Annotated in this window: 14 protein-coding genes and 1 pseudogene; 2 read left to right on the forward strand and 13 right to left on the reverse strand. The window is 60.7% G+C overall.

Annotation, left to right across the window (positions count from 1 at the left end):
- Positions 1–301: 301 nt before the first annotated feature.
- From AX708_RS03970 to AX708_RS03985, 4 genes are all read right to left on the reverse strand, one after another.
- Entirely contained in the window at positions 302–3,271 is a 2,970-nt protein-coding gene (locus tag AX708_RS03970) for a Tn3 family transposase (RefSeq protein WP_066529513.1), read from the reverse strand.
- Between the two features lie 91 nt (positions 3,272–3,362).
- Complete coding sequence (merA, locus tag AX708_RS03975) at positions 3,363–4,781, reverse strand: mercury(II) reductase (protein WP_039330847.1); 1,419 nt, start codon at positions 4,779–4,781, stop codon at positions 3,363–3,365.
- A 37-nt stretch (positions 4,782–4,818) separates the two neighbouring features.
- Positions 4,819–5,148, reverse strand: a complete 330-nt coding sequence (locus AX708_RS19700; protein WP_004213249.1) for a heavy-metal-associated domain-containing protein — start codon at positions 5,146–5,148, stop codon at positions 4,819–4,821.
- 12 nt (positions 5,149–5,160) lie between these two features.
- Positions 5,161–5,556 carry a mercuric transporter MerT family protein gene (locus tag AX708_RS03985; protein ID WP_066526191.1) on the reverse strand — a complete coding sequence of 132 codons (396 nt, stop codon included), beginning with the start codon at positions 5,554–5,556 and terminating at the stop codon, positions 5,161–5,163.
- 76 nt (positions 5,557–5,632) lie between these two features.
- Between AX708_RS03985 and AX708_RS03990 the strand changes: the two genes are divergently transcribed.
- Together AX708_RS03990 and AX708_RS03995 are read left to right on the forward strand one after the other, a co-directional pair.
- Positions 5,633–6,055, forward strand: a complete 423-nt coding sequence (locus AX708_RS03990; RefSeq protein WP_039330852.1) for a helix-turn-helix domain-containing protein — start codon at positions 5,633–5,635, stop codon at positions 6,053–6,055.
- Positions 6,056–6,225: 170 nt separating this feature from the next.
- Positions 6,226–6,787: pseudogene (locus AX708_RS03995) on the forward strand (recombinase family protein).
- Positions 6,788–6,796: 9 nt separating this feature from the next.
- Here AX708_RS03995 and AX708_RS04000 read toward each other — a convergent pair.
- The 9 genes from AX708_RS04000 to hypF all read right to left on the reverse strand — a co-directional run bounded on the left by AX708_RS04000 (position 6,797) and on the right by hypF (position 15,424).
- Positions 6,797–7,648: an alpha/beta hydrolase gene (locus tag AX708_RS04000; protein WP_196490158.1), complete on the reverse strand. Its 852-nt coding sequence runs from the start codon at positions 7,646–7,648 to the stop codon at positions 6,797–6,799.
- Positions 7,649–8,044: 396 nt separating this feature from the next.
- Positions 8,045–8,938 carry a hydrogenase nickel incorporation protein HypB gene (hypB, locus tag AX708_RS04005; protein ID WP_007015761.1) on the reverse strand — a complete coding sequence of 298 codons (894 nt, stop codon included), beginning with the start codon at positions 8,936–8,938 and terminating at the stop codon, positions 8,045–8,047.
- A complete protein-coding gene (locus AX708_RS04010) occupies positions 8,938–9,180 on the reverse strand; it encodes a hydrogenase maturation nickel metallochaperone HypA (RefSeq protein ID WP_011536540.1) in 243 nt (80 codons plus the stop codon). Before AX708_RS04010 ends, hypB begins: the two co-directional genes overlap by 1 nt.
- Positions 9,180–9,899, reverse strand: a complete 720-nt coding sequence (locus AX708_RS19715) for a high frequency lysogenization protein HflD (protein WP_007015759.1) — start codon at positions 9,897–9,899, stop codon at positions 9,180–9,182. Before AX708_RS19715 ends, AX708_RS04010 begins: the two co-directional genes overlap by 1 nt.
- 15 nt (positions 9,900–9,914) lie before the next feature.
- Positions 9,915–10,964, reverse strand: a complete 1,050-nt coding sequence (gene hypE / locus AX708_RS04020) for a hydrogenase expression/formation protein HypE (protein ID WP_007015758.1) — start codon at positions 10,962–10,964, stop codon at positions 9,915–9,917.
- A complete protein-coding gene (gene hypD / locus AX708_RS04025) occupies positions 10,961–12,094 on the reverse strand; it encodes a hydrogenase formation protein HypD (RefSeq protein ID WP_007015757.1) in 1,134 nt (377 codons plus the stop codon). Before hypD ends, hypE begins: the two co-directional genes overlap by 4 nt.
- Positions 12,091–12,777: an SIS domain-containing protein gene (locus AX708_RS04030; protein WP_085997523.1), complete on the reverse strand. Its 687-nt coding sequence runs from the start codon at positions 12,775–12,777 to the stop codon at positions 12,091–12,093. Before AX708_RS04030 ends, hypD begins: the two co-directional genes overlap by 4 nt.
- Positions 12,771–13,040: a HypC/HybG/HupF family hydrogenase formation chaperone gene (locus AX708_RS04035; protein WP_007015755.1), complete on the reverse strand. Its 270-nt coding sequence runs from the start codon at positions 13,038–13,040 to the stop codon at positions 12,771–12,773. The genes AX708_RS04030 and AX708_RS04035 overlap by 7 nt, the downstream gene beginning before the upstream one ends.
- A gap of 17 nt (positions 13,041–13,057) precedes the next feature.
- Positions 13,058–15,424: a carbamoyltransferase HypF gene (gene hypF / locus AX708_RS04040; protein ID WP_230960710.1), complete on the reverse strand. Its 2,367-nt coding sequence runs from the start codon at positions 15,422–15,424 to the stop codon at positions 13,058–13,060.
- Between the last annotated feature and the right edge of the window lie 134 nt (positions 15,425–15,558).

The following is a 15,558-nucleotide window of genomic DNA, read 5'->3' on the forward strand; positions in this document are numbered from 1 at the left end:
ACTGCCGCCAGTCGCTGTCATACGCCCGCACGGTGTTGGCGGCCTTGGAGCGCGCACGGTATGAGCGGGCAGCTTCAATCTCAGCCATGAGCTGAGGCGGGATGGCATTCCCCAAGGGCGCGAGCGCAGCCTCATCTGAGAGCCCCAAAGCCCTGCTGCTGTCATCATCCAAGGCGACACTCCTCCAGCTTCAATGCCGCTGCTGTGCCCTGCCCTGGCCTTCGGGTCGGGCGACGTATCAGGCGTCACCTCAAGGTTTGTTCGCCAGACAACGATTTCTCGGACATAAGCGGAACATGGGCTACGCTACACGCTTCAACCGCGCCATTGGCTCGTTGAGTGGGTGGAATTCACCTGCTGGAAGTCGCCTGGCCTGCTCCCAGAGGTAATCGCCGGTCAGACTGATGTGCGCCCAGCCCATCGGAGAAAGGTGCGCAAGCAGTGCCGCATCGAACGTCGTGCCGACAGCGTTGAGGTGCTGGGCGGCCCGGTCGAGATAGACCGTGTTCCAGTAGGAAATCGCCGCAATCAGCAGGTTCAGCCCAGATGCGCGAAATTCCTGATTTTCCAGCGAGCGATCGGTGAACCGGCCCTGCCGGTTGGTATAGATGGCGGCGGCAAGCGTGTGCCGCGCTTCGCCTTTGTTGAGACCGGCCTGACAGGCACGGCGCAGTTCCGGTTGTTCGAGCCAATCGAGCGTGAACAAAGTGCGCTCGATACGGCCCAGTTCAGCCAATGCAAAATCCAGCCTGTTCTGGCGTTTGTAGGCGGCAAGCTTTCGCAAGATTACTGACGGCGCCACCGTGCCATCCTTGATTGAGGCGACAATCCTGACGATGTCATCCCAATCAGCCTCGATCGCTGCGGTTTTGATGGTGCGGCCCATCAGGCTTTCGATGCCCTTGTATGTCGATGGCGCAGCGATCGAACCCAGTTTGCGGTCGGCAATATCGCGCAGTCGGGGCGCAAAGCGGAACCCGAGCAGGTGGCAGAGTGCGAAAACATGATCGGTCGCGCCGCCGGTATCGGTATAGTGCTCATGCAACGGAAGGTTGCCAGCGCCCAGGACAAGGCCGTCGAGCACGTAGGGCGCTTCACCTGCCGTCGCGGACATGATCCGTGATCCGAATGATGCGAAGTGATCGGAAAGGTGGGAATAGATTTTCACGCCAGGTTCGGTTCCATATTTGGCATTGACGTCCGCCGCCCCCGAACGGCTCCGCCCCGACCGGAAGAACTGGCCATCGGACGACGAACTGGTGCCAGCGCCCCAATGCCGCGCGAAGGGTAATTCGTGATGGGCTGAGATGATCATGGCCAGCGCGGCCTGATAGTTCTCGGGTGAAAGATACCAGTTGTGGGTCCATGCGAGTTGGGCATAGCTGACGCCTTCGCTGGCATTGGCCATCCGCTCCAGCCCGAGGTTGGTGCCATCAGCCAGAATTGCGGCGAGTACCGTGCTGGGGTTGTCGTGCTCCTTGCCTGAGCGCAGGTCACGGAATGCGTTCAAAAAACCAGTGCGTTCGGCGACTTCAAGCAGCAGCTCGGTGATGCGCACGCGGGGAAGCAGGGTATCGAGCTTGCGATCGAGGGCTTCAGCTTCCGGTGGGGTGACAGGCGGCATTTGCTGAAGCTTGAGCCGGTCTCGTTCGAGCGACACTCCCTCAAGCTTGTTTGTTTTCAACTGCTTGGCAAATCGGCGCAGCCGCCAGTCAAGATTTCGTGCCCGGTCAGCGAGGTAGGATGCAGCATTTGAATCGAACGGAAGCACATCCGCCACTTTGGCGGCGTCGCGCCGACCCAGCAAATAGGCATCGAAGCGCTGATAGTTGCGGGTTCCCTCGATCCATACATCACCGGCGCGCAAACGATCACGCAAGGTTGCCATGATCGCAATTTCATAACGTCGGCGGTCGATACGGCCGCTTTCGGTGATGAGACGCTTCCACTGCCGATTGGGGAATGGCAGTGGAACGCCATCGGGAAGGTCGCGCGACTTTCGTGTGTTCGCATCGCGAATGACATCGATGGCTTTGATCAGTGCCGTCCCTGTTCCAGACGCCTTGAAGGTGAAGGCGTCCAGAAATGCCGGGCTGAAACGCCGTAGCGTGGCGTAACGCTCGGTTGCCGTTACCAGTGCGTCCTCGCCGGCAAGATCAGCAAGGGCATCTACTTGGGCCTTTGCCGCAACAAGCCGGTGCCAGCCCACCGCTTCGTCAATCAATTCGAGCGGATCGCCGCCATTCTGGACAGCCTCATCAAGTGCTGTAATCGTGGCGCCAAACAGCCGCATGAGTTGCCCCACCGACTGAATACTATCTTGGTAGCGACGCTCGCGCCCACGCCGCGCGCGCGTGAACATGCCGCCGATAAGTCGGTCAAACATTTGGATCGCGGCATCGGCAAGTCTGGCCTCAAGGTCGATCACTGCGGCCGTCAACGTCGCCCGCCTGCGATTGACGCTGTAATCCGAAAGCAGGAATGCCGGTGCCACGCCGCCCTCGCGGACAAATTGGGCAAAGCGGAATTCCGGAATGGCGCCCCCAACTACCGGGTGGATACCTATGCCGCGAACATAGCGCAGGCGCTCAAGCAAGCCATTGATATTGGCCGCAGTCGGGGCTTCTTCGAAATTACGCAACCACGCCAGCGGTGTCATGCCGAAATCCGGGTTGTTGATTACGAGTTCGTCTAGCCGTGTCAGTTCAGCAGAGCTGAGGCCTTCGACGATTGCGGCTGCGGCAGCTTTGCGTGCGCGTGCCCGGCCAGCAAGACCGGCGCGTTCCAGTGTGTCGCCTGACGGAAGAATGAACCGCTCACCCTTCAGGCCAACCATGAGGGCGCGAACAATCGGTTCACCTCTGTCTGTATACTCGGCGGCTTGCGCGGCAAGATTCAGGGCAAGTGCCAGGTCGCCGCGTCGAAACGGGCGTATGCCAAGATAACGCGCCACGAGATCGGCATGATCGGTACGGGTTTGCGCGCGCTGACCATATGCAGAGAAGGAGGAAGGATCGACGAATAACTGTGCCGCGAGGTACTGAAGAATGACGTCGGGAAGCCCGATCTCGGGTTGCAGACCAAAGCCGGGATGTCGCATCAAAGCGATTTGTGCAGCCAGACCGAGGCGATTTGCTGGACCATAGCGGCGCCCAACCAATTCAACATCTTCCGCAGAAAGGGTATAATGCCCAATGATCGCGGTTTCTTGGACAGGAGGATCGAACAGGCGCCGGCGCTCGTCTCCGGTCAGAAGTCGGCGTCGTGCCATTTTGCTCTCCCGCTGAGGCGAATTACAAAATTGACACCAAAGCGGCTTGCACTGGAGGGAGGCCATTCGTTGCCGGTTGATCCCCGAGCAATCACCCGGCGCAGCAAGACAGTTTGGCGACATCCTTATCAAACGTTTGGGCCGCCAGTTTGAGGCCTTCCACAGTGGTCAGGTAAGGAAATATCGTTGCACCCAATTCCAGGGTGGTCATGCCGTGTTTGATCGCCAGCACCAGTGTCTGGATCGAATCCGCGCCTTCGGGTGCCATGATCTGGCCGCCCAGCAAACGGTCGTTCGCCTTGTCGGCAATCAGTTTGATGAGACCCCGCGTATCGCGTGCTGCCAGTGCCCTTGGCACAGCATCGAGCGGGAGCAGCGAAACCTTGATGTCCAGGCCTTGCGCCCGTGCTGTCGTTTCAGTGAGGCCGGCGCTGGCGACTTGCGGGTCGGTGAAGACGACGGATGGCATGGAGGAATTGTCGTAGCGGTATTGGTTGCCCGTCACCGCGTTGCGCGCGGCCAGTTTTGCGCCATAGGCGGCCATGTAGACGAACTGGTCCCGTCCCGTTACATCGCCCGCCGCGTAAATGCCTGGAACCGACGTTTCGAGGTGGTCATCGACGACGATTCCACCATTACGGGCAAGCACTATGCCGCGCTCCTCCAGCCCAAGCCCGTCGCTATTGGGTCGGCGTCCGGTGGCGATGAGCACCTGTTCCGCCGCGACGGTGTCACAATGCCCCTCGCAGGTCAATTCGACCCCGCTCTGTGTTTGGGCGATACGCTGATAGCCGACACCTGCGCAAACCCGCACGCCCTCGGCTTCCAAATAGTTTTTCAGCGCGGCACTCACTTCCGGGTCCATTTCGGGGAGCAGGCGGCTTCGGCAGCAGATGGTGACATCAACGCCCAGACGCGAAAACATCTGTCCCAGTTCTACCCCGATCACCCCGCCACCGATCACCAGCAGCGATTTGGGCAAGCGATCCAGCGCCAGCGCCGATGTGCTGGTTAGGTAGGGCACGCTGTCCATCCCCGGAATCGGCGGCACGGCGGCGTGCGCACCCATCGCCAATATGACCTTGCCGACCTTCATGGGCGCATCGCCGACAATCAGCGCACCATCGGCAAAGCGTGCCTTGCCCTCGATATAGCTCACACCTTCATAGGCGGGCAGCAGATCGACATATTTTTTTTGGCGCAGCGTCGTGACAAGATCGTCCTTCGACGCCGCCAATACGGACCAGTCATCCATCTGGACAGCGCCCCCAAGGCCGGGAAAGCGCGCGGCGGCAAGCCCACCATGCACCGCTTCGGCGGCGCGGATCAGCGTCTTGGAAGGAACGCAGCCAACATTGACACAGGTGCCGCCAATCGTGCCGTGACCGACGAGCGCCACTTTCGCGCCCAGATCGGCAGCGGCGATCGCGGCGGAGAACCCGGCAGAACCCGCGCCGATGACGGCAACGTCAAATCCTTCCTGCCCGGGGCGGTTGCAACAGTCGTTCATTGCTTATCGCTTTCTTGAGGCGCTGGCGGCGCCCCGCTCAGTTTTGAATAGCGCGCGCCGGATAACCCGCGTTGGTTGATGCAGCGGCAATCGCAGCAGCATTGGTGCGGCGCGGGTTATAGGTTGCGCGCGCGGTCTTGGCTGCGAAATCGACCGTGACCGCCGTTACCCCGGCGACGCCTTCCATCGCCTTCTTCACGGTGATCGGGCAGGTGGCGCAGGTCATGTTCTCTATGGCAAAGGTGGTTTGCTTCTGAGCGGTTGCGGTAGCCGCGGGGCGATCTTGCGCCGTGCCACTAACTGCATAGGCGACCCCGCCGCCAGCCATAGCCAGCACGGCCATAGCGATACATACTGTCTTTTTCATGGGTATTTCCTTTCAATAGAACCAGGGTGCCCACCAGTCGATGGTGAGCGCCAGGATGGCGACGGCAAGGCCCAGCCACAGCACCGCCTCGGTGGTCCAAGCCGATTGTGGACGAGCGCAGTAGGAACCGTCTTCACAGGGCGGTTTCGGCTTGAAATAGACATGCCAGAAGCCGTAGCCGAGCAGCGCGAGCGTTACGCCTGCGACATAGGGCTTGTAAGGTTCGAGCGCCGTCAGGTTGGCGATCCACGCGCCGGAAATTCCGAGCATAACCAACAGTAGCGGGACGACGCAGCAAGCCGAGGCGAGCCCCGCGCCGATCAATGCGCCCGCCGCAACCCAGTTTGCCTGCTTCGGCTCGTGGTTTTCGGTGAGGGCTGGCTGTCCCGCTTCCGGCGTTGAGACCATGGCTTGAATCCCTTGTTCCAACTGAGTGATTCGCAGTGTAGGCTCTGTAGCCACTACAGACTCAAGAGGTATTTTCATGGAGCAACAGGTCGGCATCTTGCGTGCCCAGCTTGCCCGGAAAACAGGCTGCAATCTCGAAACCATCCGCTATTACGAGAAGGTGGGATTGCTGCCGGGGCCGCCTCGCAGTTCCAACGGCTACCGCGTCTATTCGCCGGAACTGGTGCAAAGGTTGCAGTTCATCCTGCGCGCGCGCGACCTTGGCTATGCAATGGATGACATACGGTCATTGTTGTCGCTCACCGATACCGGTGCACAAACCTGCGCGGAGGTTATGGCGAGAACCGAACTCCACCTTGAAGATGTCCGCCGCCGCATTGCAGATTTGCAGAAGATAGAGGTGACGCTGGCGACCACGTTAGCCAGATGCACTGGAGATGACGTTGCCGAATGTCCCATCCTGGAAGCACTCCAGTTTTTACCCCATCAAGGCAATTGACGCCATCTTTGAGGGATTTGATTTTGTGATGTCAGCTTGGAGTATAGCCTAACCGGACGTCAGGGCGCTACCGCGGTTTCTGTCAGATTAGGGTACTAAACGGAATTTGTTGACGAATGTCGTTGCGTATCATAGATTTCAACCTGACATTTTGATGGAGAGAGTGCGCAGTGAAGGGGCAACGGATCGGCTATGTCCGGGTCAGCACGTTCGATCAGAATGTGGATCGCCAATTGGAAGGTCAGTCGCTCGATCGGACCTTCACCGACAAGGCATCGGGCAAGGACGTCAACCGCCCCCAGCTTGAGGCTCTGCTCACTTTCGCCCGCGAAGGCGATACCGTCGTCGTCCACAGCATGGATCGGTTGGCCCGCAATCTGGATGACCTGCGCAAGCTGGTCCAGGGCCTCACCAAGCGAGGTATCCGGATCGAGTTTGAGAAGGAAAGCCTGTCCTTCTCGGGGGGAGGACTCCCCGATGGCCAATCTGATACTCTCGGTCATGGGTGCGTTTGCTGAGTTCGAGCGCGCCCTGATCCGCGAACGGCAACGCGAAGGCATTGCGATCGCTCGGCAGCGCGGCGCCTATCGGGGGCGGAAACGGTCGCTCTCGGATGAGATGATTGCCGATCTGCACCGCCGCGTTGCCGCCGGTGAACGCAAGGCGACCATCGCGCGCGACATGGGCATCAGCCGCGAAACCCTCTACCAGTACCTTCGCGCCGCTGCCTGACACCAATGTTCACATTATGTCCGGAAAATCGTTGTTCAGCGTACAAAGCTTGAGGTGACGCCTCTTACGAAACGCAGGGTCATTAGCGCGAACCACTTCATCGTGTCCCAAGCCCTCCAGTATCCACCACTCGCTTCCTGGCGGTGCTGCCCGGTACATGGCTTCAATCTCAGCGGGAGGAGTGTATGCGTCGAGCTCTCCCCCAACCACCATGACCGGAACGCGAACCTTGTTCATGGCTGCGAGGGGAGACAATTTATCCGGTCCAACTCCATAGCGTGGAATGGACTGATAGCTCAGCATCGGTTCGATTGCCACTGCCGGCAGGGTCCCGACGGCGGCTTCGATGCGATTGAAAATGGCCGTGCGAATGTCAGGGTAGACCGACATCATCACAAGAGCGTCGACGTCGAGAGGGCCTCTGTCGCCAAGAACGCTGGCCGCACCGCCCAGAGAGAAACCGATTGCCCCCAGCTTGCTCGCGGGGTGCTGCTGCCTGAGCCACGCGAGTGCGGCATGGGCATCACGGGCTTCAAGATAGCCGAAACTTTTGCTTTGTGGACTGGATTGGCCATGTCCGCGCATATCGATGGACAGCACGGAATAGCCTTCGCCTGCCAACCACGTTGCCATATCGAGCATATCTCGCCGATTGCCGCCGTTGCCGTGCAACAAGAGAATGGCCGGGGCGGTGGAATCGTCAGCCTTCCAGTAACTCGCAGCGATCTCGACCTGATCCGATGTCGTCAACCGGATTTCGGTGGCGGGCGCGGGGGCAGGTTCAACCGACGCGTTGGTCGCGCCAGTCATTGCCGAACCAACAACCCAGATGCCGGTAAGTCCGGCAATCAAAGCCAGCATCCCCATACAGCCCAATCGTGTTCGCCACGTTAGGAATGATCGCCTTCTTGCCTTTGAGGACATTTCAACCTTCGCCAAGGCTGGAATTTTCGAGGGTCTATCACAATATAATTCAAAGCTATGTTAATGTGACCGCTTTTGGCTTGTGTCCGGAAAATCCGGTTCCGGGATGCCAATTGCAATAGCTGCGGTTAGGGTTTGGCAGGCTGCTGCCGCCAACAGAGCCGTCGTTCCCGGTCTCAGAACCAACCGTTGAAACCGGACATAGATTCACGCGGCGGATCATGGGTGAAACAGGGCCGGTTTCGGACCGTCCGGTCTGGGCTCTAAAACTAAAGAAAGCCGCCATTCCTCGATAGGGCAAGATGACGATCTTAGTCCCGTGGGCAGTCCCGCCTAAATGAGGCACCCGCCATCCGCGGCTGCTGACGCCATTGCTCGCAGAAAATCGTACCACGCGTCCATCCCTTCACCGGTGCGGGCGGAAACCAGCAAGACGCGCGCATTGGGGTTTACTGAGGAGATGTTTGAGCGGCATGCGGCCTCGTCGAATCCAACATGCGGGGCGAGGTCGATCTTGTTGATCAGCACCACCTCTGCTGCGCGGAACATGTGCGGATATTTGAGTGGCTTGTCCTCGCCCTCCGGGGTGGAGATAACGGCGACCTTCATCCGCTCACCCAGATCGAACATCGCCGGACAAACAAGATTGCCGACATTCTCGATCAGCAGCAACGAGCCGGATTTCGGTGCGAGTTCTTCAACAGCGCGGGCAACCATATCGGCTTCGAGGTGACAGCCGGCCCCTGTGTTGATCTGGATTGCACGGGCCCCCGCTTCGCGAATGCGCGTGGCATCATTGGCCGTCTGTTGATCACCTTCGATAACGGCAATCGGCAGACTTCCTTCCAGCGCCCGGATCGTGGTTTCGAGCAAGGTCGTCTTGCCAGCCCCAGGCGAACTGACGAGATTGAGCGCGACAACACCGCGCCCTTCGAACCAGCCCCGGTTGCGAGCCGCCTGGCGATCATTCCGGTCAAGCACGGCGGTTTCCAGCGATACACGCGCCGCTTGTTCACCGTGGTGGTGATGGTCATGCCCGTGATCATGATGATGGTGATGATGGTGCCCGTGTGAATGATCATGATCGTGTGAATGATTGTGATCGTGGGTGTGGTCATGATCGTGGGAATGGTCATCGCCGCCGCGAAGCAGCACTCGCTTTCCGGTTTCCGGGTCGATCATCGCGATCTCGTTGTCAGGATCGGTGCATCCGCAGGTGCCGCACATCAGGCCATTTCCTCCATATCGAAATCCTTGATGATGAACTGGTCGGTCTCGCCTTCCAGAAATTCGAGTGCAGCCTTCTCGAGCAGCGTACCTTCGCTCGCCACCTCGAATGAAAATCGGATCGCCTCGCGCTCTACGCAGGCATAGGGGCCGACTGCCAGGCGAACACGCGACACCCGCCGACCCTGCGCGTGATCACCAACAATGGCGACAATATTCCGGGCAAGAGACAGCTCGTGCATCAGGCCGCCCCCAACACGCCAGGCAGGTTGGCGTAGATCGTGTGCAATCCCAGGCCAAGTGCCAGCACAGCCAACGACAGATTCAGCGCTCGATGAAGTCGCAAGGCAACACGCTCTGCATAGCCAAGCGGCCAGGAGGCGACAAAGCTGAGCGCAGCCATTCCTGCAATTGAGCCAACTCCGAACAGCAGGACATAGATAACCGCCAGCAGAGGATCACCAACCGAAGCGACTGCCAGGGTAAGCAGGGCAGCCGATCCTGCCGCGCCATGCACCAGCCCGACAGCCAGCGCTTTCAAGGGAAATTTGTGGGGGTGAGAGTGTTCGTGGCGGCTCGCATCATGGGGCGCCCGTTCGCCAAGATGGCTGTGAGCATGAAAATGACGTTCGCCATCGGAATGATCGTGCAGATGGAAATGCACCCGTGCCTTGCGCATCCGCCAAAGTACATCGCCCCCCAGCAGAATCAGCATGAAGCCAACGGCGCTCTCCAGAAGGGCTGCCGTACGGCCTGTCAATGCCATGCCCAGCAGGATCACTGCAGAACAGATCGCGAGCAGGGTGAGCGTATGCCCTAGCCCCCACGCAGCACCCCGCAGCACCATCGACCGGCGCGAATTCCGTCCCGTGGCCATGGCACCGACTGCGGCGAGGTGATCGGGTTCGAGCGCATGGCCCATTCCGGCAAGGAAACCCAGGGCGATCAACGAGAGTTGCATGGCAGGTCTTCTCCCTCAGCAGATACGCGGCAGTTGCTCGCCGACCAGCATGTCGACGATCCGGCTTCCGCCGAACAGGCTATGCATGACCACGCGCGGGCTGCGCATCTCTGCCGCGCGCCCGATAATGGCTGCATCGCGCCCTGCCTCGGTTGAGCGCATGGCTGCCAGCGCAGCTTCCGCCTGCTCCTCTGGAACGAACAGCACCAGCGCCCCTTCATTGGCGAGATAGAGTGGATCAAGCCCGAGCAGTTCGCACACGCCCTTGACCTCGGCCCTCATTGGCAATCTGGCCTCGTCGATCTCGATCCCGATGGCCGAGGCTTGCGATATTTCGTTGAGTGCGCTGGCCAGGCCTCCTCTGGTGGCATCCCGCGCACAGCGCACACCCGGTGCGGCTTCGATCACCGCTTCCATCAGGTGATTGAGCGGGCGGCAATCCGAACGAATATCCGCCTCGAAAACCATGTCTCCGCGCGCGGCCAGAATGGCGGCGCCATGATCACCCAGTACGCCGTTGACCAGCGCGACATCGCCCGCGCGAACTTTCTCCGCGGCAAGTTCGCGTCCCGCAGGGATGACTCCCACTCCGGAAGTGGTGACGAACAGCGTATCGGCGGCACCGCGCTCAACCACCTTGGTATCGCCGGTCACGATCCGCACACCGGCCTGGTCGGCCGCCCTACGCATGGCCGCTGCCACGCGGCGTAGCAAGGCGACTTCGGTGCCTTCCTCAATGATAAAGGCCGCCGACAGCCACAGCGGTTGCGCGCCGCCGACGGTAAGGTCGTTAACTGTGCCGCAAACCGCAATCTTGCCGATATCGCCACCGGGGAACTCGAGCGGCTGCACTACGAAACTGTCCGTGGTGAAGGCCAGCCGGGCACCCTCCACGGCCAACATTTCGTGGCTCAACCGCGCCTGGTCTTCCAACCCGTCGGGTTCGAAAACCGAGGTAAACACATCCTCGATCAGATCCCGCATGGCCTTGCCGCCACCGCCATGCGCCAGCGTGACCCGCTCCGCTCGCAGCCGTCCGTTGCCAGTGGGAGTTACAGCGTTCATTGCGCTGGCTCCGGCACCGCATCGATCCCGCCATACTGATAATAGGCGGCACATGCTCCTTCAGACGAAACCATCAGGGCACCCATCGGTGTTTCCGGTGTGCACGACCGACCGAACAGCTTGCACTGCCATGGCTTGATCGCGCCTTTCAGCACTTCGCCGCACTGGCAAGCCTTGGGATCCGGAATGCTAGGCGATGCAACGGCAAATTTTCGCTCAGCATCCCAGGCCGCATAGGCCTCGCGAATCTGGACGCCAGAATGGTCGATCGAGCCCAGCCCGCGCCATTCGAAGAATTCCCGCAGTTCGAATACTTCCGTAACCGCAGCCAGCGAAGCTTCATTGCCATAGCGTGGCACAATCCGGGCATACTGGTTTTCGATCTCCGCCCGGCCTTCGGCCATTTGCCGAAGCACCATCCAAACCGAATGCAATACGTCGAGCGGTTCGAAGCCGGCGACCACCAGCGGACGGTGATAGTCGCGTGCGATGAAGTCATAGGGATCAGTGCCGATGACCATCGAGACATGGCCCGGCCCGAGAAAGCCATCGATCCCCATATCGGGTGAATCGAGGATCGCCTTGATCGTGGGGATGATGGTGATGTGGTTGCAGAACAGCGAGAAATTGCCGATCCCTTCTGCCTGGGCCTGCAGGATTGTCAGGGCTGTGGAGGGCATCGTCGTCTCGAAGCCGAGGCCGAAGAAAACCACTTCGCGGTCCGGGTTCGCACGGGCCAGCGCGAGGGCATCGAGTGGTGAATAGACCATCCGCACATCGGCCCCTTCGGCCTTTGCGCCTAGCAGGCTGAGCCGCGATCCCGGCACGCGCATGGCATCGCCAAACGTAGTGAAGATCACCTCCGGCTTCATAGCCAGTTCCACGCAATCATCGACCCGGCCCATCGGCAACACGCAAACCGGACAGCCCGGCCCATGGGCAAACTCGATTTCCGGCGGAAGCATCTTCTCGATGCCGTATCGGAAGATCGAATGCGTGTGGCCGCCGCACACTTCCATGATGACGACTGGGCGATCGCGCCCGGCCATGATCTGTGCAGTCAGGGCCTCGATTTCCTTGAGCAGGACACCGGCGCGAACCGGATCGCGGAATTCGTCGACATACTTCATGCGCCTGCCTCCAGCGGTGCGGCCCGGTCATTGGCTAGCAGCGTGTGGGTCAGGTCCCAGAGGATGTGATAGGCCGCGAGGTGGCATTCCTGCACCCGGTGGATCGAGCCTGTTGGGACCACCAGCAGATGATCCAGTCCGGCGCGGGCCATCTCGCCCCCGTCACCACCCGCCAGGCCGATCGTGGCAATGCCCATCTCCCGTGCCTTGGCAAAAGCCCGGATGAGGTTTGCGGAATTGCCGCTGGTCGAAAAGCCGATCAGGCAATCACCGTGCCGCCCGTGGGCAATCAGCGGACGCACGAACACATGGTCCTGTCCGACATCATTACCGACTGCCGTCAGCATCGCGACATCGGCCGCGAGGTTGATCGCACCCAGCGCCGGCCTTCCGGCGGTCACTGGATGGAGAAACTCCACCGCGACATGCGCGGCATCACAGCTCGATCCGCCATTGCCCATGGCCAGCAGGCGCCCGCCCTGGCGATAGCTTGCGGCCAGCGTGGTCGCGGCGGCGACCAGCTCGTCTGCCTGTTCTGCAAAAAACTTGCCGAACACCTCAGTGTGGTCCCGAGCCTTGCTCTCAACCGAATGGCGCAGGCTTTGCGCCGAGGCACGGAGCTGTTCGCCACGTCTGCGCATATGCGGATAAAGCGCATTCAAGGCAGGGCCAGTGGTCACCACTGCGCGTCTCCCAACGCGCGATCGCCGTCGCGCATGGCTGCAAGTTCCTGCTGCGCCTCTCCCAGCTCGGTCAGGATGCGCAGTGTTTCGGCCGCCTGATCCTCGTCAATCTTGCTCATGGCAAATCCGACATGGATCAGCACCCATGTGCCGATCAGGTCTTCGACACTGCCTTCGCCAATAACGCAGGCGAGGTTGACCGGGCGCCGCACGCCCGAGACATTGGCCACGCCCAGCTTGCGCCCGGCATCGGTGATCTCCACGATCTGTCCCGGAATACCTAAGCACATACTTCTCTCCCATTTTCGGTTTCCGCGGTCGCTTCGTGCAAATGGGCCATGGCCACAGCGGCCTGCCCCAAAGCCAGACCGCCATCATTGGCGGGCACTCTCGAGTGGCTGAGGACGTTGAGCCCCAGTTGTTCCAATCCTTCATGGACCAGGCGGAACAGCGTGGCGTTCTGGAAACAGCCGCCAGACAGGGCCACAGTATCAGGGCCATCGTCTGCGGTCAGGCGCTGCGCCATGGCCACAACAGACCGTGCGAGGCCGCGATGGAACCGCGCGGACATCACCCCAACAGGCGTATTCAGCAGCAGGTCACCCAGCATCGCCCGCCACACGGCGAGCGGTTCAACATAGGGAAGCCCACGCCCGCCCAGCAACGGAATGGAAAAAGGATAGGCCAGATCGTCCGGCTCATTCAGCGCCGCCGGATCGATTGCTGCTTCCAGCAACATGGCTGCCTGCCCTTCATATTCCTGCCGATCCCAGGCGAGACCGCAGATCGCCGCAGCGGCATCGAACAACCGCCCGCATGAGGAAGAAAGTGGGCTATTGGTGCCGCTGGCGATCATCGCATCGATCGTGGATCGCGGCATGGCGGAAAGGCGGGCAAACAATGGCAGGTCAGCGAAATTCATCGCGAATTCGGCCCAGCCCATCTGCGCCATCAAATGGGCATAGGCATTGCGCCAGGGTTCGCGGATCGCCGCAGTCCCACCCGGTAGTGCGACCGGCTTGAGCATCCCGGCACGACGGTATCCGCGATAATCGCAGATCAGGAACTCACCGCCCCAGATCGTGCCGTCATCACCCAGACCCAGACCGTCAAGCGCGATTCCCAGTACAGGGGCGGCATCGAGCGAGCGGCCGTTTTCTGCCAGACAGGCGGCGATATGGGCGTGGTGATGCTGTACCGCGATCACCGGTCGTCCATCCGCGATTTCGCGCCCATGCTTGGTCGAAAGATATTCAGGATGCGCGTCCACCGCGATTGCCGCTGGCTGATGGTCGTAGAGCTGGGTATAAAGATCGAGGTTGCGGCGCACATCATCTTCGGTGGCCGCATCTTCCAGATCGCCCATGTGCTGGCTCAGCACAGCTTCGCCATCGCGCACCAGACAGAAGCTGTTCTTGAGCTCCGCGCCCATGGCCAGTATTGAAATGTCACGCGGAAAGCCGGTGGGCAGGTCGATAGCTCTGGGGGCATAGCCGCGTGCGCGGCGCAGCAGCCGGACCCGGCCCAGATCGACCCGCGCAACGCTGTCGTCGATCCGGTTGGCAATGTGCCGGTCGTGCATCAGCGCGAATTCGGCAATGCCTTCCAGTTCGGCGCGGGCCTGCTCGTTAGTCGTGCATTGCGGGCGGCCTGAGAGATTGCCTGAAGTCATCACCACCGGGCGCTTCATCCGCCGCAACAGCAGGTGATGTAGCGGGGTGTGCGGCAGCATGAAGCCGATACGGTCCAGCCCCGGCGCAACCGCTTCGGGCAGCGGTTCCCCCGATGCGCGCAGCAACACGATCGGCGCTTCAGGCGATGCCAGCAGTTCGGCTTCCTGTTCCGAGAATTCGGCATAACGGCAGATAACGTCCAGATCGCGCGCCATCAGGGCAAAGGCCTTGCCCCTGCGCCGTTTGCGCATACGCAGATCGGCCACCACCTCCGCGCGGGTGGCATCACAGGCGAGATGAAAGCCGCCAAGCCCCTTGATGGCGACGATATGCCCGTTCATCAGCATGCCGCCTGCGGCATCCACGTCGTCCATCATCGAAAAGGCTTCGTGATTAACAGTACCGGGGCCAAGGCGCTCGATCCATGCGCGTGGTCCGCAAACATGGCACGCGATAGGTTGGGCATGGAAGCGCCGGTCTGTCGGATCGGAATATTGCTCTCCGCATTCCGGGCACATCGCGAAACCCCTCATGGTCGTGCGGGCACGATCATAGGGGCCGGTCTCGATAATCGAGAAACGCGGCCCGCATTCGGTACAATTGGTAAAGGGGTAGCGATAGCGACGCTCGAAAGGGTCGCGCACTTCTTCAAGGCAGGCGGAGCAGATTGCCGCATCGGGCGTTACAGCCCCGCGCATGCCATCACCTTCCGATGCACCGATAACGAAGCTCTCGGGCCGCACAGCATCAATTGCCACGCGTTCTATCGCATCAATCCGCGCCAATGCAGGCAGAGCCGCGCGCAGTTCGCTTTCAAAGCGCGACACCGCTTCGCCCCAAAGGCGAATTTCAACCCCGCTGCTGGTGTTGCGCACATCACCGGTTAGCTCAAGCTCGCGTGCAACCCGCCATACAGTGGGCCGGAAGCCTACGCCCTGCACCTGGCCGCGTACCAGAAGGCGTTCGCCGGTCACCGCGCCAGATTCCACAAAAGGACGCGATTGTTGCCGCTATCGGCAACCGCCACCAGATCACCCAGCGCTGACAGGCCATAGGTGAGAACACCGGGAATAAAAGGGGCCACGGATCGGCCGGTAGCACCGGATTA

Source organism: Erythrobacter sp. CCH5-A1 (assembly GCF_001557115.1).
Taxonomy (GTDB): domain Bacteria; phylum Pseudomonadota; class Alphaproteobacteria; order Sphingomonadales; family Sphingomonadaceae; genus Erythrobacter.